Origin of the sequence: Escherichia coli DSM 30083 = JCM 1649 = ATCC 11775, assembly GCF_003697165.2 — a bacterium.
Taxonomy (GTDB): domain Bacteria; phylum Pseudomonadota; class Gammaproteobacteria; order Enterobacterales; family Enterobacteriaceae; genus Escherichia; species Escherichia coli.
Genome location: NZ_CP033092.2, coordinates 1,314,459 through 1,340,250 on the forward strand (window position 1 = coordinate 1,314,459; position 25,792 = coordinate 1,340,250).

At 52.0% G+C, this 25,792-nt stretch carries 21 protein-coding genes; 16 read left to right on the forward strand and 5 right to left on the reverse strand.

Annotation, left to right across the window (positions count from 1 at the left end; genetic code table 11):
* Positions 1-208: 208 nt before the first annotated feature.
* The 6 genes from rnc to shoB all read left to right on the forward strand — a co-directional run bounded on the left by rnc (position 209) and on the right by shoB (position 4,155).
* Positions 209-889 carry a ribonuclease III gene (rnc, locus tag EAS44_RS07355; RefSeq protein WP_001068343.1) on the forward strand — a complete coding sequence of 227 codons (681 nt, stop codon included), beginning with the start codon at positions 209-211 and terminating at the stop codon, positions 887-889.
* Positions 886-1,791, forward strand: a complete 906-nt coding sequence (gene era, locus EAS44_RS07360; RefSeq protein ID WP_000020737.1) for a GTPase Era — start codon at positions 886-888, stop codon at positions 1,789-1,791. Before rnc ends, era begins: the two co-directional genes overlap by 4 nt.
* 11 nt (positions 1,792-1,802) lie before the next feature.
* A complete protein-coding gene (gene recO, locus EAS44_RS07365; protein ID WP_000399404.1) occupies positions 1,803-2,531 on the forward strand; it encodes a DNA repair protein RecO in 729 nt (242 codons plus the stop codon).
* A gap of 11 nt (positions 2,532-2,542) precedes the next feature.
* The gene (pdxJ, locus tag EAS44_RS07370; protein ID WP_001296302.1) at positions 2,543-3,274 is read left to right on the forward strand and encodes a pyridoxine 5'-phosphate synthase; all 732 of its coding nucleotides are present in this window, start codon (positions 2,543-2,545) and stop codon (positions 3,272-3,274) included.
* Complete coding sequence (gene acpS / locus EAS44_RS07375; RefSeq protein WP_000986038.1) at positions 3,274-3,654, forward strand: holo-ACP synthase; 381 nt, start codon at positions 3,274-3,276, stop codon at positions 3,652-3,654. The genes pdxJ and acpS overlap by 1 nt, the downstream gene beginning before the upstream one ends.
* A gap of 420 nt (positions 3,655-4,074) precedes the next feature.
* Positions 4,075-4,155: a type I toxin-antitoxin system toxin ShoB gene (gene shoB / locus EAS44_RS07380; protein WP_000128777.1), complete on the forward strand. Its 81-nt coding sequence runs from the start codon at positions 4,075-4,077 to the stop codon at positions 4,153-4,155.
* Positions 4,156-4,348: 193 nt separating this feature from the next.
* Here shoB and yfhL read toward each other — a convergent pair whose 3' ends face one another.
* Positions 4,349-4,609, reverse strand: coding sequence for a 4Fe-4S dicluster ferredoxin YfhL (gene yfhL / locus EAS44_RS07385; RefSeq protein ID WP_001196297.1), 261 nt, complete (start codon positions 4,607-4,609; stop codon positions 4,349-4,351).
* Positions 4,610-4,664: 55 nt separating this feature from the next.
* Positions 4,665-5,513, reverse strand: coding sequence for a MurR/RpiR family transcriptional regulator (yfhH, locus tag EAS44_RS07390; RefSeq protein ID WP_001298401.1), 849 nt, complete (start codon positions 5,511-5,513; stop codon positions 4,665-4,667).
* Between the two features lie 208 nt (positions 5,514-5,721).
* Here yfhH and yfhb point away from each other — a divergent pair, with 208 nt between their 5' ends.
* Positions 5,722-6,357 (forward strand): phosphatidylglycerophosphatase C, encoded by a 636-nt coding sequence (gene yfhb / locus EAS44_RS07395; RefSeq protein WP_000190644.1) that lies wholly within the window; start codon positions 5,722-5,724, stop codon positions 6,355-6,357.
* A 57-nt stretch (positions 6,358-6,414) separates the two neighbouring features.
* Entirely contained in the window at positions 6,415-6,918 is a 504-nt protein-coding gene (gene tadA, locus EAS44_RS07400) for a tRNA adenosine(34) deaminase TadA (protein ID WP_001301544.1), read from the forward strand.
* Here tadA and mltF read toward each other — a convergent pair.
* A complete protein-coding gene (gene mltF, locus EAS44_RS07405) occupies positions 6,915-8,471 on the reverse strand; it encodes a membrane-bound lytic murein transglycosylase MltF (RefSeq protein WP_000734193.1) in 1,557 nt (518 codons plus the stop codon). The two genes, tadA and mltF, sit on opposite strands and share 4 nt — an antisense overlap.
* Positions 8,472-8,730: 259 nt before the next feature.
* Here mltF and purL point away from each other — a divergent pair, with 259 nt between their 5' ends.
* The 5 genes from purL to glnB all read left to right on the forward strand — a co-directional run bounded on the left by purL (position 8,731) and on the right by glnB (position 17,222).
* Positions 8,731-12,618 carry a phosphoribosylformylglycinamidine synthase gene (gene purL, locus EAS44_RS07410; RefSeq protein WP_000970064.1) on the forward strand — a complete coding sequence of 1,296 codons (3,888 nt, stop codon included), beginning with the start codon at positions 8,731-8,733 and terminating at the stop codon, positions 12,616-12,618.
* A gap of 575 nt (positions 12,619-13,193) precedes the next feature.
* Entirely contained in the window at positions 13,194-14,621 is a 1,428-nt protein-coding gene (qseE, locus tag EAS44_RS07415; RefSeq protein WP_001350885.1) for a two component system sensor histidine kinase QseE/GlrK, read from the forward strand.
* Positions 14,622-14,785: 164 nt separating this feature from the next.
* The gene (gene qseG / locus EAS44_RS07420) at positions 14,786-15,499 is read left to right on the forward strand and encodes a two-component system QseEF-associated lipoprotein QseG (RefSeq protein WP_001215879.1); all 714 of its coding nucleotides are present in this window, start codon (positions 14,786-14,788) and stop codon (positions 15,497-15,499) included.
* Entirely contained in the window at positions 15,489-16,823 is a 1,335-nt protein-coding gene (gene glrR, locus EAS44_RS07425) for a two-component system response regulator GlrR (RefSeq protein WP_001305238.1), read from the forward strand. The genes qseG and glrR overlap by 11 nt, the downstream gene beginning before the upstream one ends.
* 60 nt (positions 16,824-16,883) lie before the next feature.
* A complete protein-coding gene (gene glnB / locus EAS44_RS07430; RefSeq protein ID WP_000717694.1) occupies positions 16,884-17,222 on the forward strand; it encodes a nitrogen regulatory protein P-II in 339 nt (112 codons plus the stop codon).
* 44 nt (positions 17,223-17,266) lie between these two features.
* Here glnB and hmpA read toward each other — a convergent pair whose 3' ends face one another.
* Positions 17,267-18,457: an NO-inducible flavohemoprotein gene (gene hmpA, locus EAS44_RS07435; protein WP_000883117.1), complete on the reverse strand. Its 1,191-nt coding sequence runs from the start codon at positions 18,455-18,457 to the stop codon at positions 17,267-17,269.
* Between the two features lie 328 nt (positions 18,458-18,785).
* Here hmpA and glyA point away from each other — a divergent pair, with 328 nt between their 5' ends.
* Positions 18,786-20,039, forward strand: coding sequence for a serine hydroxymethyltransferase (glyA, locus tag EAS44_RS07440; protein ID WP_000919159.1), 1,254 nt, complete (start codon positions 18,786-18,788; stop codon positions 20,037-20,039).
* A gap of 63 nt (positions 20,040-20,102) precedes the next feature.
* On the opposite strand, the gene yphH is transcribed toward glyA, so the two are convergent.
* A complete protein-coding gene (gene yphH, locus EAS44_RS07445; RefSeq protein WP_001200772.1) occupies positions 20,103-21,296 on the reverse strand; it encodes an ROK family protein in 1,194 nt (397 codons plus the stop codon).
* 117 nt (positions 21,297-21,413) lie between these two features.
* Between yphH and yphG the strand changes: the two genes are divergently transcribed.
* Both yphG and yphF read left to right on the forward strand, forming a co-directional pair.
* Complete coding sequence (gene yphG / locus EAS44_RS07450; RefSeq protein ID WP_001331827.1) at positions 21,414-24,695, forward strand: DUF5107 domain-containing protein; 3,282 nt, start codon at positions 21,414-21,416, stop codon at positions 24,693-24,695.
* A gap of 96 nt (positions 24,696-24,791) precedes the next feature.
* Positions 24,792-25,775 (forward strand): substrate-binding domain-containing protein, encoded by a 984-nt coding sequence (yphF, locus tag EAS44_RS07455; protein ID WP_001124929.1) that lies wholly within the window; start codon positions 24,792-24,794, stop codon positions 25,773-25,775.
* Positions 25,776-25,792 lie beyond the last annotated feature (17 nt).

Sequence of the window (25,792 nt, forward strand, 5' to 3'; positions counted from 1 at the left end):
TAAATCTCCCGTGGCTAACGACATCCCCCGTCGTTGTGTATAGAATATTCCCCCGAAGTTTAAGGTTGGCACCTCCAGGTTGCCACGGCACACGAAACAGCGTTGGTCCCCATATACCGCTAAACTGCAGCGAAGCAGTTAGCAGAGCTATGTATATCAGGTCTGTTTCGTGTGCTGAATTGTTGACGCATTTATTTATTGGTATCGCATGAACCCCATCGTAATTAATCGGCTTCAACGGAAGCTGGGCTACACTTTTAATCATCAGGAACTGTTGCAGCAGGCATTAACCCATCGTAGCGCCAGCAGCAAACATAACGAGCGTTTAGAATTTTTAGGCGACTCTATTCTGAGCTACGTTATCGCCAACGCGCTTTATCACCGTTTCCCTCGTGTCGATGAAGGCGATATGAGCCGGATGCGCGCCACGCTGGTCCGTGGCAATACGCTGGCAGAACTGGCGCGCGAATTTGAGTTAGGCGAGTGCTTACGTTTAGGGCCAGGTGAACTTAAAAGCGGTGGATTTCGTCGTGAGTCAATTCTCGCCGACACCGTCGAAGCATTAATTGGTGGCGTATTCCTCGACAGTGATATTCAAACCGTCGAGAAATTAATCCTCAACTGGTATCAAACCCGTCTGGACGAAATTAGCCCAGGAGATAAACAAAAAGATCCGAAAACGCGCTTGCAAGAATATTTGCAGGGTCGCCATCTGCCGCTGCCGACTTATCTGGTAGTCCAGGTACGTGGCGAAGCGCACGATCAGGAATTTACTATCCACTGCCAGGTCAGCGGCCTGAGTGAACCGGTGGTTGGCACAGGTTCAAGCCGTCGTAAGGCTGAGCAGGCTGCCGCCGAACAGGCGTTGAAAAAACTGGAGCTGGAATGAGCATCGATAAAAGTTACTGCGGATTTATTGCTATCGTCGGACGTCCGAACGTTGGCAAATCCACATTGTTGAATAAACTGCTGGGGCAGAAGATCTCCATCACCTCCCGCAAGGCGCAAACAACTCGTCACCGCATTGTGGGGATCCATACTGAAGGCGCGTATCAGGCGATCTACGTTGATACCCCAGGCCTGCATATGGAAGAAAAACGCGCTATTAACCGTCTGATGAACAAAGCGGCGAGCAGCTCCATTGGCGACGTTGAGCTGGTGATTTTTGTCGTAGAAGGCACCCGCTGGACGCCGGACGATGAAATGGTGCTCAACAAGCTGCGTGATGGCAAAGCGCCGGTAATCCTCGCGGTGAACAAAGTGGACAACGTGCAGGAAAAAGCCGATCTGCTGCCACACTTACAGTTCCTGGCAAGCCAGATGAACTTCCTCGATATCGTGCCGATCTCTGCCGAAACCGGGCTGAATGTCGACACTATCGCGGCAATCGTGCGTAAGCATCTGCCTGAAGCGACCCATCACTTCCCGGAAGATTACATCACCGATCGCTCACAGCGTTTTATGGCGTCTGAAATTATCCGCGAAAAACTGATGCGTTTTCTCGGCGCTGAACTGCCGTACTCCGTGACCGTGGAGATCGAACGTTTCGTCTCTAACGAACGCGGCGGTTATGACATCAACGGTTTGATTCTCGTTGAGCGTGAAGGGCAGAAGAAGATGGTCATTGGCAACAAAGGGGCCAAGATCAAAACCATCGGGATTGAAGCGCGTAAAGACATGCAGGAAATGTTCGAAGCGCCTGTTCACCTTGAGCTGTGGGTAAAAGTGAAATCCGGTTGGGCCGACGACGAACGCGCACTGCGCAGTCTCGGTTATGTTGACGATCTTTAAGAGTAACTCCGATGGAAGGCTGGCAGCGCGCTTTTGTCCTGCATAGTCGCCCGTGGAGCGAAACCAGCCTGATGCTGGACGTCTTCACGGAGGAATCGGGTCGCGTGCGTCTGGTTGCCAAAGGCGCACGCTCTAAACGCTCTACTCTGAAAGGGGCATTACAGCCTTTCACCCCTCTCTTGCTACGTTTTGGCGGGCGTGGCGAAGTCAAAACGCTGCGCAGTGCTGAAGCTGTCTCGCTGGCGCTGCCATTAAGCGGTATCACGCTTTACAGCGGTCTGTACATCAACGAACTTCTCTCCCGCGTACTGGAATACGAGACGCGCTTCTCTGAACTCTTTTTCGATTACTTGCACTGCATTCAGTCTCTTGCCGGGGTCACTGGTACGCCAGAACCCGCGTTGCGCCGCTTTGAACTGGCACTGCTCGGGCATCTGGGCTATGGCGTCAATTTTACCCATTGTGCGGGTAGCGGCGAGCCGGTAGATGACACCATGACGTATCGTTATCGCGAAGAAAAAGGGTTTATCGCAAGCGTCGTTATCGACAATAAAACGTTCACCGGAAGGCAGTTAAAAGCGTTAAACGCGCGGGAATTTCCTGACGCAGACACACTGCGCGCCGCGAAACGCTTTACCCGCATGGCGCTTAAGCCGTATCTTGGCGGTAAACCATTAAAGAGCAGGGAACTGTTCCGGCAGTTTATGCCTAAGCGAACGGTGAAAACACATTATGAATGATGAGGATTGTCATGGCTGAATTACTGTTAGGCGTCAACATTGACCATATTGCAACGCTGCGTAACGCGCGCGGTACTGCTTACCCGGATCCGGTGCAGGCGGCGTTTATTGCTGAGCAGGCGGGAGCGGACGGCATTACCGTGCATTTACGTGAAGATCGCCGCCACATTACCGACCGCGATGTGTGCATCCTGCGCCAGACGCTGGATACCCGCATGAATCTGGAGATGGCGGTGACCGAAGAGATGCTGGCGATCGCCGTTGAGACGAAGCCACATTTTTGCTGTCTGGTACCGGAAAAGCGTCAGGAAGTCACAACCGAAGGCGGCCTGGACGTCGCAGGGCAGCGTGAAAAAATGCGCGATGCCTGCAAACGTCTGGCAGATGCCGGGATCCAGGTTTCTCTGTTTATCGACGCCGATGAAGAGCAGATCAAAGCTGCGGCAGAGGTTGGCGCACCGTTTATCGAGATCCACACCGGTTGCTATGCTGATGCCAAAACTGACGCCGAACAGGCGCAAGAGTTGGCGCGTATCGCCAAAGCCGCGACCTTTGCCACTAGTCTCGGTCTGAAAGTTAACGCCGGACACGGTCTGACCTATCACAACGTGAAAGCCATTGCCGCCATCCCTGAGATGCATGAACTGAATATCGGTCATGCCATTATTGGTCGTGCAGTGATGACCGGACTGAAAGATGCGGTGGCAGAAATGAAACGTCTGATGCTGGAAGCGCGTGGCTAATGGCAATATTAGGTTTAGGTACGGATATTGTAGAGATCGCTCGCATAGAAGCGGTGATCGCCCGATCCGGTGAGCGCCTGGCACGCCGCGTATTAAGCGATAACGAATGGGAAATCTGGAAAACGCACCACCAGCCAGTGCGTTTTCTGGCGAAGCGTTTTGCTGTGAAAGAAGCGGCGGCAAAAGCATTTGGCACAGGGATCCGCAATGGTCTGGCGTTTAATCAGTTTGAAGTATTCAATGATGAGCTCGGCAAACCACGGCTACGGCTATGGGGTGAGGCATTAAAACTGGCGGAAAAGCTCGGCGTTGTAAATATGCATGTAACGCTTGCCGATGAGCGCCACTATGCTTGTGCCACGGTAATTATTGAAAGTTAAAATAATACCGTTCTCTTTATAAAGTAAAACCCCCGAACTGGTAAGGAACGGGGGTTTTACTTTTTAACTTTAATTTTGTGCAGCACACGATTCCAACGAAAATGATTATGGATCAATTTCGTTGACCTGTACAAGCAACTTGCAATCTCTGACATAAAAAACGCGAGCCTTTACGAAGAAATCGACATTGATGAAAAGATTAACGTGACCGCTTTTTGATAAGTACATTAAAATCGGTTTCGTTATTGGCAATTTTGCTGTGCTTTACACCATGCCACTGAATTCCCCCATTGAAACGAGTGGTGTCGTCAAAGCTCTGGTGTGGAGTGCAGCACTCGATTCCAATAACTCGCACGTTCAGTTTTGGGGAGATGTAAGGGCTAATCTGAACGGCTGCATTCCTTGTTTAAGGAAAAACGAATGACTGATTGCCGATACCTGATTAAACGGGTCATCAAAATCATCATTGCTGTTTTACAGCTGCTCCTTTTGTTCTTATAACACAAGGAAACGTACTTAAGGTGCGTCCGGTGAACCAATCGGACGCGCCTTTAATAACTATAAATAAGTGTCTGGGCAGATACTATATAAATTAACTTAGTGAATGATTATGCTAATATCATCATTTAAATAAATATAATAGCGTTAAGATTTTTCTATAAAATAATTAACACTCTACTTCCAGAGCAGAATATTAAATTTTATCCGCGTGGTGCATCAGCACAAATTTATCCCACAACTGTTCTTCCGTCTCGACATGTTGCGGATCTTTCACAATAGTATTGGGGATCGGACACACCTTCTGGCAGGTTGGTGTCTCGTAGTGCCCTACGCATTCGGTACACTTATCGCTGTTAATCTCGTAGATATGTTCACCCATCGAAATCGCCTCATTCGGGCATTCGGGTTCACACATATCACAATTGATGCATTTTTTAGTGATTAACAGCGCCATAAGGAAACTCTCAAAACAACACAAACCGGGCGGGCATTATACGCGCATTCTTTACTCAGACCAGTTTTTTCACCAGCGCTTCGCTATGACGAATACGTTCTGGTGCCAGTTCCAGATCCTGCTGAATCAGCGCAATGAACAGCAAATCCGTTAACATTCCCTGCGCGTGACAAGCAGAGATTGAAGCACTGTTTGTCGCTTGTTCTTCGGCAATGGTATACAGGCAATGAGAAGCACGCTGTTGCAGGGCATTGGGAGTAAAGCCGGTAATAGCCAGCACTTTTCCGCCCACTCGCAGCATCTCATCTGCCGCCAGGTTTAACTCGCGTCGTACACCGGTGTAGGAAATGGCTAATAACAGATCGTCAGGGGACGACGCCTGTACTGTAGCGAGTAGCGCATGCATATCGCGCACTGCGGCAGCATTGAAGCCAATCTTCATCAGCTTCCAGGCAAAGTTTTGCGCCACCAGACCCGAAGCGCCAATACCGGTCAGAATTATCCGCCGCGCAGAGCGCAACATTGTTACGCATTCATGCAGTTTCTCTTCAGTATTAACGTTTAGCGTTGCGTACATAGCGGCAGTATTTTCTTTAATCAGTTTTTCGCCGACCAGCCGTAACGGATCATCACCGCGGATTTGGTTATGAATGGGCACGGAGGGAGATTCCGGCTGGCTTGCCAGCGCTTCACTCAACGCCAACTTTAGTGCCGGAAAACCTTTATAGCCGAGTTTTTGCGCGAACTTCACGACGCTGGACTGACTGACTCCGGCTTCGTTGGCCAGTTGCTGAGAGCTTAAATGGCGCGCCGTATCAGGTTGTAGCAGCAGATAATCCGCCAGTTTTTTATCACTCTGGGCAAGCCCCTGGTAACGCTGACGGATACGAAGTAAGCCGTTCATATCTTTCCTCGCGATGAAATAATGGCGACAACAGGCAATATGAGACACACGCGAGTGAATTTTATATTCCATTGCCGCTAATTGCCATGAATTAAAAATTCCAGTTAGCCATGATGCGGTCGATTGTTGCCGGAAAAGTGATGATCTATCTGTTAGGCTATGTAGTAGCGAAAATTAATCAGGATGTTTCAGTCCAGAGGAGTATGGTTTGGCAACTCACGAGCGTCGTGTGGTGTTTTTTGACTTAGATGGAACATTGCATCAGCAGGATATGTTCGGCAGTTTTTTGCGTTATTTACTGCGTCGCCAACCGCTGAATGCGTTACTTGTTCTGCCGCTGTTGCCGATCATAGCCATTGCGTTATTGATAAAAGGTCGTGCGGCACGCTGGCCGATGAGTCTGCTTCTGTGGGGATGCACTTTTGGTCACAATGAAGCGCGTTTGCAGGCGTTGCAGGCCGATTTCGTACGCTGGTTTCGTGACAATGTTACCGCCTTTCCGCTGGTTCAGGAGCGATTAACCACCTACCTGTTAAGTTCCGATGCTGATATCTGGTTGATTACCGGCTCTCCGCAGCCGCTGGTTGAAGCGGTTTATTTCGATACGCCCTGGCTGCCGCGGGTTAATCTTATCGCCAGTCAGATTCAGCGTGGCTATGGTGGTTGGGTATTGACGATGCGTTGTCTGGGACATGAAAAGGTCGCGCAACTGGAGCGCAAAATCGGCACGCCGCTGCGGCTGTACAGTGGCTATAGCGACAGTAATCAGGACAACCCGCTGCTTTATTTCTGTCAGCATCGTTGGCGAGTAACTCCGCGCGGTGAACTCCAGCAACTGGAATAGAGTAAAGCATAGCGTCCGTGTATAATGCGCCGCGCTTTTATAACCGGAGTTTTCTTTTTGTCTGAAGTCGAATTTAGCCACGAATACTGGATGCGTCATGCAATGACGCTGGCGAAGCGTGCCTGGGATGAGCGGGAAGTACCGGTCGGCGCGGTATTAGTGCATAACAATCGTGTTATTGGCGAAGGCTGGAACCGTCCGATTGGTCGACATGATCCCACCGCACATGCAGAAATCATGGCCCTACGGCAGGGCGGTCTGGTGATGCAAAATTATCGTCTGATCGACGCCACGTTGTATGTCACGCTTGAACCCTGTGTAATGTGTGCCGGAGCGATGATCCACAGTCGCATTGGTCGCGTGGTCTTTGGTGCGCGTGACGCGAAAACTGGCGCTGCGGGATCTTTAATGGATGTGCTACATCATCCGGGTATGAATCACCGGGTGGAAATTACGGAAGGAATACTGGCGGATGAGTGCGCGGCGTTGCTCAGTGACTTCTTTCGCATGCGCCGCCAGGAAATTAAAGCGCAGAAAAAAGCGCAATCCTCGACAGATTAATTTTGTTTCTCTTCACTCCCTTTTCTGGAAAATAGCAGAGAGGGAGAGTGGGTCAAATAGTTTGATGACGACTGGGAAAGAAACGAGAGAAAAGGAAATTTCTCTTTGCCCAACTCCGTAGGCGATACCGCCGGATAATCCTGCGCCAGTTGCATCGCCGCTTCTGTAGCCTGCTTCTCTTTCTCTTGCAGATAACCCACCAGGCTAATCTGATACTTACGAATATTTTCGACATAAGCGTAGGCTTCATGCCCACGAGCGTAGCCGTAAGTCAGCTTGCTGTAATAGGGTTTCTGGCTAAGTAAAGGCAGACGCTGTTTTACGTCAGCCCAACTGTCAGGATTCCCTTTGGTTTTTGCCGTCAGGGCACGGGCATCCAGCATATGCGCATAGCCCATATTGTACGCGGCGAGGGCAAACCAAATCCGTTCGTTCTCCGGCACACTTTCCGGCACTTTACTCATCATATCCTGCAAATAACGCACGCCGCCGCTGATGCTCTGTTCGGCATCGGTACGATCCGTAATGCCGAGGCTTTGCGCGGTATTTTTGGTTAGCATCATCATGCCGCGCACACCCGTCGGTGAAGTGGCCTGCGCATCCCAGTGCGATTCCTGATAAGCAATAGCGGCCAGCAAACGCCAGTCAATTTCTTCGGCGTATTTCTCAAACAGGGGCTTTAACTGCGGCAGTACCGCATCGACGGCGCGTAAAAATGTGCGCGTATCGACGTAATCAAAATCATCGCCATGCCCCAGGTATTTCTCTTCAATGCGTGCCAGCGTACCGTCTTCATTCATCTCATTGAAGAAATCGAGCAGAGCGGCGGAAAGGGTATTATCGCCATCTAACGGGCTAAACCAGGTCACCGGTTGTTCATCGGTGATATCGAGCGCTACGGCGAGTTCCGGGTGAACACGCTGAAACAGGCTGATGGCGACAGAATCAGCAATGGTGTAATCGAGTTTTCCTTCGATGACATCTTCCATTAATTCCGCAGAGCCTTTTTTGTCGTCTACCTTCCAGCTTAATTCCGGGAATTTTGTGTCTTTCAGGGTCTGGAGATCGTTAACCACCACGTGACCCGGTGCAACGGTGAGTTGCTCCGCCGTCAGGTTGCCCAGCGTACGTGGGCGATACTGACCCACTTTATAAACCAGTTGTTGTGACACGGAATAATAGGTAGGACCAGGCTGATAATTTTTTACCCGCTCACTGTTATAGACCAGTCCTGCCGCCAGCAGGTCGGCGTTACCATTATCGAGGTCGTCAAACAGCTGGCTGATATTCTGCCGCACGGTCACTTTCAGTTTTACACCGAGGTAATCGGCAAACTGTTTCGCCAGTTCGTAATCCAGGCCAAAAGGTTTCCCGTTGATTTCGTTATACGTCAGGGGAGTATGAATGGTGCTCACACGCAACTCTCCCCGCGCTTGAATGGCGGCGATACGGTTGTCGGCTTTACCAAACCAGGGAATGGATGGCCAGAGAGCGACCGCGAGCAGCAGTGCCAGAATGCCGATGAACAGATAATTAATCTTTAATTTTTTCAATTAGTTAATTCTCTGTGTCGTGCGCGTCCCAGCTTGAAAAAACGTAATAATAGTGAAAGGTTTACTCATAAATGAGCGGCATTTTGCGTAAACCTGCGCCAGATGGCAACTTATTACAGCCATTGGCGGCACGCGTTGCTAATTCACGATGGTGATTTTATTTCCACGCAAACGGTTTCGTCAGCGCATCAGATTCTTTATAATGACGCCCGTTTCCCCCCCCCTTGGGTACACCGAAAGCTTAGAAGACGAGAGACTTATGATGGAAATTCTGCGTGGTTCGCCTGCATTGTCGGCATTCCGAATCAACAAACTGCTGGCACGTTTTCAGGCTGCCAGGCTCCTGGTTCACACTATTTACGCCGAGTATGTCCATTTTGCTGACCTCAATGCGCCGTTAAACGATGATGAGCACGCACAACTTGAACGCCTGCTGAAATATGGCCCGGCACTCGCCAGCCACGCCCCGCAAGGCAAACTCCTGCTGGTGACCCCGCGTCCTGGCACCATCTCTCCCTGGTCTTCGAAAGCGACCGATATTGCCCATAACTGCGGGCTGCAACAGGTAAACCGCCTTGAGCGCGGCGTTGCTTACTATATAGAAGCCGGTACGCTGACCAATGAACAATGGCAGCAGGTTACCGCTGAACTGCACGACCGCATGATGGAAACGGTCTTTTTTGCTTTAGATGATGCAGAGCAGCTGTTTGCACACCATCAACCGACTCCGGTCACCAGCGTTGATTTGCTGGGGCAGGGCCGTCAGGCGCTAATCGACGCTAACCTGCGTCTTGGCCTGGCACTGGCGGAAGATGAAATTGACTATCTGCAGGATGCTTTCACAAGGCTTGGTCGTAATCCGAACGACATCGAACTGTATATGTTTGCCCAGGCGAACTCCGAGCACTGCCGCCACAAAATTTTTAACGCCGACTGGGTTATCGATGGTGAACAGCAGCCGAAATCGCTATTTAAGATGATCAAAAACACCTTCGAAACCACGCCGGATCACGTTCTCTCTGCTTATAAAGATAACGCCGCCGTAATGGAAGGTTCTGAAGTGGGCCGCTACTTTGCTGACCACGAAACGGGCCGCTACGATTTCCATCAGGAACCGGCGCATATTCTGATGAAAGTCGAAACTCACAACCACCCGACGGCGATTTCTCCGTGGCCGGGCGCGGCGACCGGTTCCGGCGGTGAAATCCGCGATGAAGGTGCCACCGGACGTGGCGCAAAGCCGAAAGCTGGTCTGGTTGGTTTCTCCGTATCCAACCTGCGAATTCCTGGCTTCGAACAGCCGTGGGAAGAAGATTTCGGTAAACCTGAGCGCATTGTTACCGCGCTGGACATCATGACCGAAGGCCCGCTGGGCGGCGCGGCGTTTAACAACGAATTTGGTCGCCCGGCACTGAACGGCTACTTCCGTACTTATGAAGAAAAAGTGAACAGCCACAATGGCGAAGAGCTGCGCGGTTATCACAAACCGATCATGCTGGCGGGTGGGATCGGCAACATTCGCGCCGATCACGTACAAAAAGGCGAGATCAACGTTGGTGCGAAGCTGGTCGTTCTCGGCGGCCCGGCAATGAACATCGGTCTTGGCGGCGGCGCGGCGTCTTCTATGGCATCTGGTCAGTCTGATGCCGACCTCGACTTTGCTTCCGTACAGCGCGACAACCCGGAGATGGAGCGTCGCTGCCAGGAAGTGATCGACCGTTGCTGGCAGCTTGGTGATGCCAACCCAATCCTGTTTATCCACGACGTTGGCGCAGGCGGTCTTTCTAACGCCATGCCGGAACTGGTGAGCGACGGCGGGCGCGGCGGTAAATTTGAACTGCGCGATATCCTGAGCGACGAACCGGGCATGAGCCCGCTGGAAATCTGGTGTAACGAATCCCAGGAACGCTACGTGCTGGCGGTTGCTGCCGATCAGTTACCGCTGTTTGACGAACTGTGTAAGCGTGAGCGCGCGCCATACGCGGTGATTGGTGAAGCGACCGAAGAACTGCATCTTTCTTTGCACGATCGTCATTTTGATAATCAGCCGATTGATCTACCGCTGGACGTACTGCTTGGCAAAACGCCGAAGATGACCCGCGATGTACAAACGCTGAAAGCGAAAGGCGACGCGCTGGCCCGTGAAGGGATCACCATCGCTGACGCGGTGAAACGCGTGCTGCATCTGCCGACCGTGGCGGAGAAAACTTTCCTGGTGACCATCGGTGACCGCAGCGTAACCGGCATGGTAGCGCGCGATCAGATGGTGGGGCCGTGGCAGGTGCCGGTCGCTAATTGTGCGGTCACTACCGCCAGCCTCGACAGCTACTATGGCGAAGCGATGGCAATTGGCGAACGTGCGCCAGTTGCGCTGCTGGATTTCGCCGCTTCTGCCCGTCTGGCGGTCGGTGAAGCGTTAACCAACATCGCCGCAACGCAGATTGGCGATATCAAACGCATCAAACTTTCCGCCAACTGGATGGCGGCGGCAGGCCACCCTGGTGAAGATGCGGGCCTGTATGAAGCCGTTAAAGCTGTGGGCGAAGAACTTTGTCCGGCGCTGGGCCTGACGATACCGGTGGGTAAAGACTCTATGTCGATGAAAACCCGCTGGCAGGAAGGTAACGAAGAGCGCGAAATGACGTCGCCGTTGTCGCTGGTGATTTCCGCATTTGCCCGCGTGGAAGATGTACGTCACACCATTACGCCGCAGCTTTCTACCGAAGATAACGCACTGTTGCTGATTGATTTGGGCAAAGGCAATAACGCGCTGGGCGCAACGGCACTGGCGCAGGTTTATCGTCAGCTTGGCGACAAACCGGCAGATGTACGCGATGTTGCCCAACTGAAAGGCTTCTATGACGCGATTCAGGCGCTGGTTGCACAGCGTAAGCTGCTGGCGTATCACGACCGCTCTGATGGCGGCCTGCTGGTAACGCTGGCGGAAATGGCCTTTGCTGGTCATTGTGGCATTGACGCGGATATCGCCACTCTGGGTGACGATCGCCTGGCGGCGTTGTTTAACGAAGAACTGGGTGCGGTGATTCAGGTGCGAGCCGCTGACCGTGAAGCCGTTGAAGCGGTACTGGCACAGCATGGGCTTGCTGATTGCGTCCATTATGTTGGGCAGGCGGTTTCCGGTGACCGTTTTGTGATTACCGCCAACGGGCAGACTGTATTTAGCGAAAGCCGCACCACGTTGCGTGTCTGGTGGGCAGAAACGACCTGGCAGATGCAGCGTCTGCGTGACAACCCGGAGTGTGCCGATCAGGAGCACCAGGCGAAATCAAACGACGCCGATCCGGGCCTGAATGTGAAACTGTCGTTTGATATCAACGAAGATGTGGCAGCACCGTTTATTGCCACTGGCGCGCGCCCGAAAGTTGCCGTACTGCGTGAGCAGGGTGTGAACTCCCATGTTGAAATGGCGGCAGCTTTCCACCGTGCGGGCTTCGATGCTATCGACGTGCATATGAGCGATCTGCTGGCTGGACGCACGGGCCTGGAGGGTTTCCACGTCCTGGTAGCGTGCGGTGGTTTTTCCTACGGTGATGTGCTGGGCGCTGGTGAAGGTTGGGCGAAGTCTATCCTGTTCAATGACCGTGTACGCGATGAGTTTGCAACCTTCTTCCATCGTCCGCAAACGCTGGCGCTGGGGGTATGTAACGGTTGCCAGATGATGTCTAATCTGCGTGAACTGATCCCGGGTAGCGAGTTGTGGCCACGTTTTGTGCGTAACACCTCCGATCGCTTTGAAGCGCGTTTCAGTCTGGTAGAAGTAACCCAAAGCCCGTCGCTGCTGTTGCAGGGGATGGTGGGCTCGCAGATGCCGATTGCTGTCTCTCACGGTGAAGGGCGCGTGGAAGTGCGTGATGCGGCGCATCTGGCGGCACTGGAAAGCAAAGGGCTGGTGGCACTGCGCTATGTCGATAACTTCGGCAAAGTCACTGAAACCTACCCGGCTAACCCGAACGGTTCTCCGAATGGTATTACGGCAGTCACGACTGAAAGTGGTCGAGTCACCATTATGATGCCGCACCCGGAACGTGTTTTCCGTACTGTCAGCAACTCCTGGCATCCGGAAAACTGGGGCGAGGATGGCCCATGGATGCGCATTTTCCGCAATGCACGTAAGCAGTTGGGGTAAGTCGTCAACCCATTGGTATTGCAGCCCGGATGAGGCATTCACGCCGCATCCGGCATTAAGCACCAACCGCTATTATGAGCTCCCAACTTCGGGAGCTTTTTTGTGTCTTTAAATCACGACAATGGGTGGTTTGCCGTGTCGCTTTTTGGTGACACTTAACTCATTGATTTTAATATTATCTAATAAGTTTATCTTAAGTTGTCTCTTTTTAGCGACACAGTGGCTGATTTACATTCAAATAGTGGAGAAGCCATAAACCCCTCAAAGCAGTTTATAATCAGTACGTTACCAAACTATTTTCTTTATTGGCACAGTTACTGCATAATAGTAAGCAGTGGCTCATTCACCGACTTATGTCAGCCCCTTCGGGACGTGCTACATAAAATTCGAATGACGCACAACAAGGTGCCTGCCGTCCAACTTCTGATATCAGCGTAGCTATATCAACCATCGGGCGAAACGTCGAGTTAGGCACCGCCTTATTCCATAACAAAGCCGGGTAATTCCCGGCTTTGTTGTATCTGAACTTCCCCTCGGTTAGCATCAGGCTATTCGCGTCTGACGAGAGTAACGCCTTGAACCGCTGGCCCGTTTTTCCCCGCTCATTACGACAACTGGTAATGCTGGCATTTTTGCTGATTCTGCTGCCCCTGTTGGTGCTGGCATGGCAAGCCTGGCAAAGCCTGAATGCACTTAGCGATCAGGCGGCGCTGGTTAACCGCACTACGCTTATTGATGCCCGGCGCAGTGAAGCGATGACCAACGCGGCACTGGAGATGGAGCGCAGCTACCGTCAGTACTGCGTGCTGGACGACCCTACGCTTGCGAAGGTTTATCAAAGCCAGCGCAAGCGTTACAGCGAAATGCTCGATGCCCACGCAGGCGTGCTGCCGGACGATAAACTCTACCAGGCATTACGTCAGGATTTGAATAATCTGGCTCAACTTCAGTGTAACAACAGCGGTCCCGATGCTGCTGCCGCCGCGCGTCTGGAAGCCTTTGCCAGTGCCAATACCGAAATGGTGCAGGCCACGCGCACAGTGGTGTTCTCTCGTGGGCAGCAACTTCAGCGTGAAATCGCCGAACGTGGGCAATATTTTGGTTGGCAATCGCTGGTGCTATTTCTGGTGAGTCTGGTGATGGTACTGCTTTTCACGAGGATGATTATCGGTCCGGTGAAAAATATCGAGCGCATGATCAACCGGCTGGGGGAAGGGCGTTCTCTGGGCAATAGCGTCTCGTTCAGTGGACCGAGCGAGTTACGCTCGGTTGGGCAACGTATTCTTTGGTTAAGTGAGCGCCTGTCATGGCTGGAATCCCAACGCCATCAATTTTTAAGACATTTATCTCATGAATTAAAAACGCCACTGGCGAGTATGCGCGAGGGCACTGAATTACTGGCTGATCAGGTTGTCGGGCCGCTTACGCCAGAGCAAAAAGAGGTGGTGAGCATTCTTGATAGCAGCAGCCGCAATTTGCAAAAGCTGATCGAACAACTGCTTGATTACAACCGTAAACAGGCGGACAGTGCGGTGGAACTGGAGAATGTTGAGTTAGCACCGCTGGTGGAGACAGTGGTTTCTGCTCATAGCCTGCCCGCACGGGCTAAAATGATGCATACCGACGTTGATCTCAAAGCAACAGCTTGCCTGGCGGAGCCAATGCTGCTGATGAGCGTACTGGATAATCTTTACTCCAATGCGGTGCACTACGGGGCTGAATCCGGTAACATTTGCCTTCGCAGCAGTTTACATGGTGCGCGGGTTTATATTGATGTCATCAATACAGGCACGCCCATTCCGCAAGAGGAACGCGCCATGATCTTCGAACCCTTTTTTCAGGGAAGCCACCAGCGAAAAGGGGCGGTGAAGGGCAGCGGTCTGGGATTAAGCATTGCCAGGGATTGTATTCGCCGTATGCAAGGGGAACTGTATCTGGTCGACGAGAGCGGGCAAGACGTTTGTTTCCGCATTGAATTACCGTCGTCGAAAAACACGAAATAATGCTAACAGCCCATCCCATCAGGCTATTTTATTTGTCAGTTCGGCCCCGGGCAGTGCTCGAAATCTTCACGTACGACATGTACGCTCTGGTTTCTCCGCGCTGTCCATGTCCAAACTGCCTGCAACAATTACGCCCACTGGGATAGGCTTTAAGTCTGGTGAATATGCGACACATTTTTCAACGATTATTGCCCCGACGGCTGTGGCTGGCAGGGCTGCCATGTCTGGCATTGCTGGGTTGCGTGCAGAGTCACAATAAGCCAGCCATTGATACGCCAGCAGAAGAAAAAATTCCGGTTTATCAACTGGCTGACTATCTTTCTACTGAATGTAGCGACATCTGGGCGCTGCAAGGTAAATCAACCGAAACCAATCCGCTTTACTGGCTGCGGGCGATGGATTGTGCTGATCGTTTAATGCCTGCGCAGTCGCGTCAGCAAGCCCGCCAATATGACGACGGCAACTGGCAAAATACCTTTAAACAAGGGATTTTGCTCGCCGACGCCAAAATTACGCCGTATGAGCGCCGCCAGCTGGTCGCGCGCATTGATGCGCTAAGTACCGAGATCCCGGCACAGGTTCGCCCACTGTATCAACTCTGGCGCGACGGTCAGGCGCTGCAACTGCAACTGGCGGAAGAGCGCCAACGCTACAGCAAACTCCAGCAGTCCAGCGACAGCGAGCTGGATACTTTGCGCCAGCAACATCACGTTCTACAACAGCAACTGGAACTCACTACCCGCAAGCTGGAAAACCTGACCGATATTGAACGCCAGCTCTCGACCCGCAAACCGGCTGGAAATTTCTCGCCGGATACGCCGCACGAGAGTGAAAAGCCCGCGCCATCCACCGATGAGGTCACTCCTGATGAGCCATAAACCTGCGCATTTATTACTGGTCGATGATGATCCGGGATTGCTGAAACTGCTTGGCCTGCGCCTGACCAGCGAAGGCTACAGCGTGGTCACGGCGGAAAGTGGCGTTGAAGGATTACGGGTACTGAATCGCGAAAAAGTAGATTTAGTCATCAGCGACCTGCGGATGGATGAAATGGATGGTATGCAGCTATTTGCTGAAATTCAGAAAGTGCAGCCGGGAATGCCAGTAATTATTCTTACCGCGCATGGTTCTATTCCTGATGCCGTTGCTGCAACACAGCAGGGCGTGTTCAGTTTTCTCACCAAGCCTGTCGATAAAGATGCGCTATATCAGGCAATTGACGATGCGCTGGAACAATCCGCGCCAGCCACCGACGAACGTTGGCGCGAGGCGATTGTCACCCGCAGCCCGCTGATGCTGCGCTTGCTGGAACAGGCGCGGCTGGTGGCACAATCAGACGTTAGCGTTTTGATTAACGGCCAGAGCGGCACCGGGAAAGAGATTTTCGCCCAGGCTATCCACAACGCCAGCCCGCGCAACAGCAAGCCATTTATTGCTATTAACTGTGGCGCATTACCCGAGCAATTGCTGGAGTCGGAGCTGTTTGGTCATGCACGTGGCGCGTTTACTGGCGCTGTCAGCAATCGCGAAGGTTTATTCCAGGCGGCGGAAGGCGGTACGCTATTTCTCGATGAGATTGGCGATATGCCCGCACCGTTGCAGGTCAAACTGCTGCGCGTGTTGCAGGAGCGTAAAGTGCGCCCGCTGGGCAGTAACCGCGATATTGATATCGACGTGCGGATTATTTCTGCGACCCACCGCGACCTGCCAAAAGCGATGACGCGCGGGGAATTCCGTGAAGACCTCTATTACCGCCTCAACGTTGTCAGCCTGAAAATTCCGGCACTGGCGGAGCGCACAGAAGACATTCCGCTACTGGCAAATCACCTGTTGCGCCAGGCGGCAGAGCGACATAAACCGTTTGTCCGCGCGTTCTCCACCGATGCAATGAAACGCCTGATGACTGCGAGCTGGCCGGGCAACGTGCGCCAGTTGGTCAACGTGATTGAACAGTGCGTGGCGCTGACATCATCTCCGGTAATTAGTGATGCGCTGGTGGAGCAGGCGCTGGAGGGCGAAAACACGGCGCTGCCAACCTTTGTTGAGGCGCGTAATCAGTTTGAACTCAACTATTTGCGTAAGCTGCTGCAAATCACCAAAGGCAACGTCACCCACGCGGCGAGAATGGCGGGGCGCAACCGGACAGAATTTTATAAACTGCTTTCCCGACACGAACTGGATGCAAACGATTTCAAGGAATGAATTGGCGTTATGTGTTACGTTTAGCAGATCAAAAGACAGGCGACCTTTTCAAGGAATAGCATGAAAAAGATTGATGCGATTATTAAACCCTTCAAGCTGGACGATGTCCGCGAAGCACTGGCTGAAGTCGGTATTACCGGCATGACGGTCACTGAGGTGAAAGGTTTTGGCCGCCAGAAAGGCCATACCGAGCTGTACCGCGGTGCGGAGTATATGGTGGATTTTCTGCCGAAAGTGAAAATTGAGATTGTCGTACCGGACGACATTGTCGATACCTGTGTCGATACCATTATTCGCACGGCGCAAACTGGCAAAATCGGTGACGGTAAAATCTTCGTCTTCGACGTGGCACGGGTCATTCGCATCCGTACCGGTGAAGAGGACGACGCGGCAATTTAAAACGCGTCAAGGGTTGCCGGATGTTTCCATCCGGCAACATCAAATCACAGCACCTTATGCGGGCCAAAGCATTCGTAATGAATGTTTTCCTGTTTCACGCCCAGATCCACTAACTGTTTCGCGGCAAACTGCATGAAGCCAACCGGGCCGCAGAGATAGAACTGCATTGTCGGATCGCTGAACGCACCTTCCAGTTTGCTCAAATCCATCAGACCTTCGCTATCAAACTGACCTTTAGCGCGATCGGCTTCATTCGGCTGACGATACCAGGTGTGTGCGGTAAAGCGTGGCAGTGATTGACCCAGTTCCTTAACTTCATCGGCAAAGGCGTGAACATCGCCATTTTCTGCCGCATGGAACCAGTTCACTTGTGCTGTGTGGCCTGCTTTTGCCAGCGTGTCGAGCATTGCCAGCATTGGCGTTTGACCGACACCGGCAGAGATTAACGTCACTGGTGTGTCATCTGCGACAGCCATAAAGAAATCACCTGCCGGAGCGACCAGTTTCACGACATCGCCAACATTGGCGTGATTGTGCAGCCAGTTGGATACCTGCCCACCCTCTTCGCGTTTCACCGCAATACGATAGCCTTTGCCATCCGGTTTGCGAGTCAAAGAGTACTGACGAATTTCCTGATGCGGGAAACCTTCCGGCTTCAGCCAGACGCCGAGATATTGCCCCGGACGGTATTCTGCCACTGCGCCACCGTCGACCGGCTCCAGTTCGAAGCTGGTGATAAGTGCGCTGCGTGGTGTTTTAGCCACAATGCGGAAATCGCGAGTACCTTCCCAACCACCGGCTTTGCTGGCGTTTTCGTTATAGATTTCCGCCTCGCGATTGATAAATACATTAGCCAGGACGCCATAGGCTTTACCCCACGCGTCCAGCACTTCCTGCCCCGGGCTGAACATTTCGTCCAGCGTTGCCAACAGGTGTTCACCGACGATGTTGTACTGTTCCGGTTTGATCTGGAAACTGGTGTGCTTCTGCGCGATTTTTTCTACCGCTGGCAGCAGCGCAGGCAGGTTTTCAATATTGCTGGCGTAGGCGGCAATAGCGTTAAACAGGGCTTCACGTTGATCGCCATTACGCTGGTTACTCATGTTAAAAATTTCTTTGAGTTCTGGGTTATGAGTAAACATACGGTCGTAGAAATGGGCGGTTAACTTTGGTCCCGTTTCCACCAGTAAAGGGATGGTGGCTTTTACTGTAGCGATGGTTTGAGCGTCAAGCATATGGTCTTCCTTTTTTTTGCATCTTAATTGATGTATCTCAAATGCATCTTATAAAAAATAGCCCTGCAATGTAAATGGTTCTTTGGTGTTTTTCAGAAAGAATGTGATGAAGTGAAAAATTTGCATCACAAACCTGAAAAGAAATCCGTTTCCGGTTGCAAGCTCTTTATTCTCCAAAGCCTTGCGTAGCCTGAAGGTAATCGTTTGCGTAAATTCCTTTGTCAAGACCTGTTATCGCACAATGATTCGGTTATACTGTTCGCCGTTGTCCAACAGGACCGCCTATAAAGGCCAAAAATTTTATTGTTAGCTGAGTCAGGAGATGCGGATGTTAAAGCGTGAAATGAACATTGCCGATTATGATGCCGAACTGTGGCAGGCTATGGAGCAGGAAAAAGTACGTCAGGAAGAGCACATCGAACTGATCGCCTCCGAAAACTACACCAGCCCGCGCGTAATGCAGGCGCAGGGTTCTCAGCTGACCAACAAATATGCTGAAGGTTATCCGGGCAAACGCTACTACGGCGGTTGCGAGTATGTTGATATCGTTGAACAACTGGCGATCGATCGTGCGAAAGAACTGTTCGGCGCTGACTACGCTAACGTCCAGCCGCACTCCGGCTCCCAGGCTAACTTTGCGGTCTACACCGCGTTGCTGGAACCAGGCGATACCGTTCTGGGTATGAATCTGGCGCATGGCGGTCACCTGACTCACGGTTCTCCGGTTAACTTCTCCGGTAAACTGTACAACATCGTTCCTTACGGTATCGATGCTACCGGTCATATCGACTACGCCGATCTGGAAAAACAAGCCAAAGAACACAAACCGAAAATGATTATCGGTGGCTTCTCTGCATATTCCGGCGTGGTGGACTGGGCGAAAATGCGTGAAATCGCTGACAGCATCGGTGCTTACCTGTTCGTTGATATGGCGCACGTTGCGGGCCTGGTTGCCGCTGGTGTCTACCCTAACCCGGTTCCTCATGCTCACGTTGTTACTACCACCACTCACAAAACCCTGGCGGGTCCGCGCGGCGGCCTGATCCTGGCGAAAGGTGGTAGCGAAGAGCTGTACAAAAAACTGAACTCTGCCGTTTTCCCTGGTGGTCAGGGCGGTCCGTTGATGCACGTAATCGCCGGTAAAGCGGTTGCTCTGAAAGAAGCAATGGAACCTGAGTTCAAAACTTACCAGCAGCAGGTCGCGAAAAACGCCAAAGCGATGGTAGAAGTGTTCCTCGAACGTGGCTACAAAGTGGTTTCTGGTGGTACTGATAACCACCTGTTCCTGGTTGATCTGGTTGATAAAAACCTGACCGGTAAAGAAGCAGACGCCGCTCTGGGCCGTGCTAACATCACCGTGAACAAAAACAGCGTACCGAACGATCCGAAGAGCCCGTTTGTGACTTCCGGTATTCGTGTAGGTACTCCGGCGATTACCCGTCGTGGCTTTAAAGAAGCCGAAGCGAAAGAACTGGCTGGCTGGATGTGTGACGTGCTGGACAGCATCAATGATGAAGCCGTTATCGAGCGCATCAAAGGTAAAGTTCTCGACATCTGCGCACGTTACCCGGTTTACGCATAAGCGAAACGGTTAATCTGTTGAAAAAAGGCTTCCTTCGGGAAGCCTTTCTACGTTATCGCGCCATCAAATCTGCCGTAACTGCGCCTCAACATACAAATAGCCAATTCCCAGTACCTGTTGTGCGCGGCTTAATTGCCCAAAGCCAATCTGTGTCGCTTTCACGCTCGGTCCTTCGTCGCGGTCGAACGGGTTAAATCCCGTCTGGCGAATAATGGTATTAAGCCAGTTCTCACCAAAGGCACAACTGCGACCGTACAACCAAATCTGATTAATATTGAGGATGTTGAGGAAGTTATACAGACTCAAACCAATGGCGTTGGCACTGTGGTCAACCCAACTGGTGATCCACGGTTCTCCACTCTGCCAGGCAGCGATTAACTGCGCGGTAGTCAATTTTTCAGGATCAAGCTGAGTATTAACCGGTTGTGATTTTAGCCATACCCGCGCCTGTTTTTTTAATGCGCTTAACGAGGCGACGGTTTCCAGGCAGCCATAACGCCCGCAGTCGCAGACGACGCCATCCGGATTAACGATGGTGTGACCAATCTGTCCACTGCCATACAAACTGCCGCGATAAATTTGCTCGTTAATCACGAACGACGAGCCAATGCCGTAATCAACGTTGATTACGCAGAAATCACGCACTTGTGAATTATTTTGCCATTTCTCCGCCAGCGCCAGCATCACGCAGTCATTATCGACCATTACCCGAATGCCCAGCTTCTCTTCCAGCAGGTACTTCACCTCAATCGGTGTTGCCCACGGCGCTTGCGGCATGGTTTGCGACACGCCGGTCACTGGATCAACCTGACCGTGGATTGCCAGAGCCAGATTGATGGTGCGGTCCGGCCACAATTTACGGTGGCGATGCCAGCATTTTTCGATTTCGGACAGCAGCGCCTGCGGCGTCGGTGCATCAATCTGTAAATACTCAAATTCGCCTTTCGGACTTAAACAGGCATTAGCGACCTGACACTCAATGCTGGTGGGCGTCACGTTCAGGCACAGCGTCCAGTCTCCTTCCGGCGCAATCAGCCATGTACCGCTACTATGCCCGCGCGTCTGGCTTTCATCGTCGATATTCACCACCCGTTTTTCGCTTTCCAGTTCCTGCAAAATATTACTGACCGCCGGAATCGAAATTTGCGCCAGCCGGGCCAGCGTTGATTTATTGGCGCGCTTTTGCCGGTACAGCAGTTCCAGAATCACGCATTTGTTATGGTGGCGAATCTGTTGATTGTTAATGCAGGCTCTCATCTTTACTAAACCTTGTTTAGTTAATTGCGTGATTATTCCGCGAAAACATTGCCAGATTGTTCAATACACTGCCACAAATCTTTTAATTCAGTATGTCTTGTTAATATTGAGGGCACCATGACTCCAGTAAAAGTGTGGCAAGAGCGCGTTGAGATCCCGACCTATGAAACCGGGCCGCAGGATATACATCCCATGTTCCTGGAAAATCGCGTTTATCAGGGATCGTCCGGCGCGGTTTATCCCTACGGCGTGACCGATACGCTGAGCGAGCAGAAAACCCTGAAATCCTGGCAGGCGGTGTGGCTGGAAAACGACTACATCAAAGTGATGATCCTGCCGGAACTGGGCGGTCGGGTGCATCGCGCGTGGGATAAAGTGAAACAGCGCGATTTTGTTTATCACAATGAAGTCATTAAACCGGCGCTGGTGGGACTGCTGGGGCCGTGGATCTCCGGCGGGATTGAGTTTAACTGGCCGCAACACCATCGCCCGACCACCTTTATGCCCGTTGATTTCACCCTCGAAGCCCATGACGACGGCGCACAGACGGTGTGGGTCGGCGAAACGGAGCCGATGCACGGTTTACAGGTGATGACAGGTTTCACCCTGCGCCCTGACCGGGCGGCGCTGGAAATCGCCAGTCGCGTCTATAACGGCAACGCCACGCCGCGTCATTTCTTGTGGTGGGCCAACCCGGCAGTGAAAGGGGGTGAAGGGCATCAGAGCGTTTTCCCACCGGATGTGACTGCGGTGTTTGATCACGGTAAACGGGCCGTCTCCGCTTTCCCCATCGCCACCGGCACTTACTACAAAGTGGACTACTCCGCCGGAGTGGACATTTCTCGCTATAAAAATGTGCCCGTTCCAACCTCATATATGGCTGAAAAATCACAGTACGATTTTGTTGGCGCGTGGTGTCACGATGAAGATGGTGGTTTGCTACACGTTGCCAACCACCATATTGCGCCAGGTAAAAAACAGTGGAGCTGGGGACACAGTGAATTTGGCCAGGCGTGGGATAAGAGCCTGACTGACAATAACGGCCCGTATATCGAACTGATGACCGGTATTTTTGCCGATAACCAGCCTGATTTTACCTGGCTTGATGCTTACGAGGAGAAGCGTTTCGAGCAGTATTTCCTGCCTTATCATTCTCTGGGCATGGTGCAAAATGCCTCCCGCGATGCGGTGATAAAACTCCAGCGTAGTGAGCGGGGGATTGAGTGGGGGCTGTATGCCATCTCTCCGTTGAACGGATACCGCCTGGCGATCCGCGAAATCGGCAAATGCAACGCGTTGCTCGATGATGCCGTGGCCCTGACACCAGCGACCGCCATCCAGGGCGTGTTGCACGGTATCAATCCTGAAAGGCTGACCATTGAGCTCTCCGATGCCGACGGCAATATTGTACTGAGTTATCATGAACATCAGTCGCAAGCGTTGCCGTTGCCGGACGTCGCCAAAGCGCCACTGGCAGCACAAGACATTACCAGTACAGATGAAGCCTGGTTTATCGGTCAACATCTGGAGCAATATCATCACGCGAGCCGTTCACCGTTCGATTACTACCTGCGCGGCGTGGCGCTGGATCCGCTGGATTATCGCTGTAACCTGGCGCTGGCGATGCTGGAATATAACCGTGCCGATTTCCCGCAAGCGGTGGCGTATGCCACTCAGGCGCTGAAACGCGCACATGCGCTGAACAAAAATCCGCAGTGCGGACAGGCGAGTTTGATTCGCGCCAGTGCTTACGAACGTCAGGGGCAATATCAACAAGCCGAAGAGGATTTCTGGCGTGCGGTCTGGAGCGGCAACAGTAAAGCAGGCGGCTATTATGGTCTGGCACGGCTGGCGGCGCGTAATGGTAACTTTGACGCTGGTCTGGATTTTTGCCAACAAAGTCTTCGCGCCTGCCCAACCAATCAGGAAGTGCTTTGCCTGCATAACCTGCTACTGGTGTTAAGTGGTCGTCAGGACAACGCGCGTTTGCAGCGCGAGAAACTGCTGCGTGATTATCCGCTGAACGCTACTCTGTGGTGGCTGAACTGGTTCGATGGTCGTAGCGAATCTGCCCTCGTACAGTGGCGAGGTCTTTGTCAGGGACGCGACGTTAACGCCCTGATGACCGCCGGGCAACTGATTAACTGGGGCATGCCCGCCCTGGCGGCAGATATGCTGAACGCACTGGACTGTCAGCGCACGCTACCGCTTTACCTGCAAGCCAGTTTGCTACCAAAAGCTGAACGCGGAGAACTGGTCGTAAAAGCTATTGATGCCTTCCCGCAGTTTGTCCGTTTCCCGAATACGCTGGAAGAAGTGGCGGCGCTGGAGAGTATCGAAGAGTGCTGGTTTGCCCGGCATTTACTGGCCTGCTTCTACTACAACAAGCGTAGCTACGGTAAAGCCATTGCCTTATGGCAGCGTTGCGTAGAGATGTCGCCGGAGTTTGCCGACGGCTGGCGCGGGTTGGCGATCCATGCGTGGAATAAGCAGCACGATTATGAGCTGGCCGCGCGTTATCTTGATAATGCTTATCAGCTTGCGCCGCAGGATGCACGTCTGCTTTTCGAACGGGATTTGCTGGATAAGTTAAGCGGTGTCACACCGGAGAAACGACTGGCGCGTCTGGAAAATAATCTGGAAATTGCGCTGAAACGCGACGACATGACCGCAGAACTGCTCAATTTGTGGCATCTCACTGGTCAGGCAGACAAAGCGGCGGACATTCTCGCCACGCGCAAATTCCACCCGTGGGAAGGTGGGGAAGGGAAGGTCACCAGCCAGTTTATCCTCAACCAGTTATTACGCGCCTGGCAGCATCTTGATGCCAGAGAGCCGCAGCAGGCCAGCGAACTGCTTCATGCCGCGCTGCATTATCCGGAGAATTTAAGCGAAGGCCGTTTACCGGGGCAAACTGACAACGACATCTGGTTCTGGCAGGCAGTATGCGCCAACGCGCAGGGCGATGAAACTGAAGCGATGCGTTGTTTACGTCTGGCGGCGACCGGCGATCGCACCATTAACATCCACAGTTATTACAACGATCAGCCGGTTGATTATCTCTTCTGGCAAGGAATGGCGCTGCGACTGCTGGGCGAACAACACACCGCACAGCAACTGTTTAGTGAAATGAAACAGTGGGCGAAAGAGATGGCGAAAACCAGTATCGAAGCGGATTTCTTTGCCGTCTCGCAGCCTGACTTGTTGTCGCTGTATAGCGATTTACAACAGCAGCATAAAGAAAAATGCCTGATGGTGGCGATGCTGGCGGCCGCGGGATTAGGGGAGGTTGCGCACTATGAATCTGCTCGCGCTGAATTGATGGCGATTAATCCAGCCTGGCCGAAAGCGGCATTATTCACCACCGTGATGCCTTTTATTTTTAGCTACGTTCACTAAACCCTATTAACTGTAATATTTGAGCGGCACGCGCTGCCGCTCACGCTCAAATAATTAAAATAAGCCGTTGTAAATAAAAACCCTACAGGAGGCACTATGCCTAAAAAAATGACAAGAACCCGTAATTTATTATTAATGGCTACGCTATTGGGTAGCGCACTATTTGCCAGGGCTTCTGATAAAGAAATGACTATTGGCGCAATATACCTTGATACCCAGGGATATTACGCCGGAGTGCGTCAGGGCGTTCAGGATGCGGCAAAAGATTCTTCAGTACAGGTACAATTAATTGAAACTAACGCTCAGGGCGATATTTCGAAAGAAAGTACCTTTGTTGATACCCTCGTGGAGCGTAATGTCGATGCCATTATTTTATCGGCAGTGTCTGAAAATGGCAGTAGCCGTACCGTTCGTCGCGCCAGTGAAGCGGGTATTCCGGTGATTTGCTACAACACCTGTATTAATCAAAAGGGTGTCGATAAATATGTCTCGGCATATCTGGTTGGTGACCCGCTGGAATTTGGTAAAAAACTGGGTAACGCAGCCGCCGATTATTTTATTGCCAACAAAATTGACCAGCCGAAAATTGCCGTCATCAATTGCGAAGCCTTTGAAGTTTGTGTGCAACGTCGTAAAGGGTTTGAAGAAGTATTAAAAACCCGCGTTCCCGGCGCGCAAATTGTCGCTAATCAGGAAGGGACTGTTTTAGATAAAGCGATTTCTGTCGGTGAAAAACTGATTATCTCCACGCCGGATCTCAACGCCATTATGGGGGAATCGGGCGGAGCGACACTCGGCGCGGTAAAAGCGGTACGTAATCAAAATCAGGCCGGAAAAATTGCTGTTTTCGGTTCTGATATGACCACTGAAATTGCTCAGGAGCTGGAAAACAACCAGGTGCTGAAAGCGGTGGTGGATATTTCCGGTAAGAAAATGGGCAATGCTGTTTTCGCGCAAACATTGAAGGTTATCAATAAACAAGCCGACGGTGAAAAAGTGATTCAGGTGCCAATCGATCTCTATACCAAAACGGAAGACGGTAAACAGTGGCTGGCAACGCACGTTGATGGTCTGCCCTAATCGCTGATTCGCAGAGG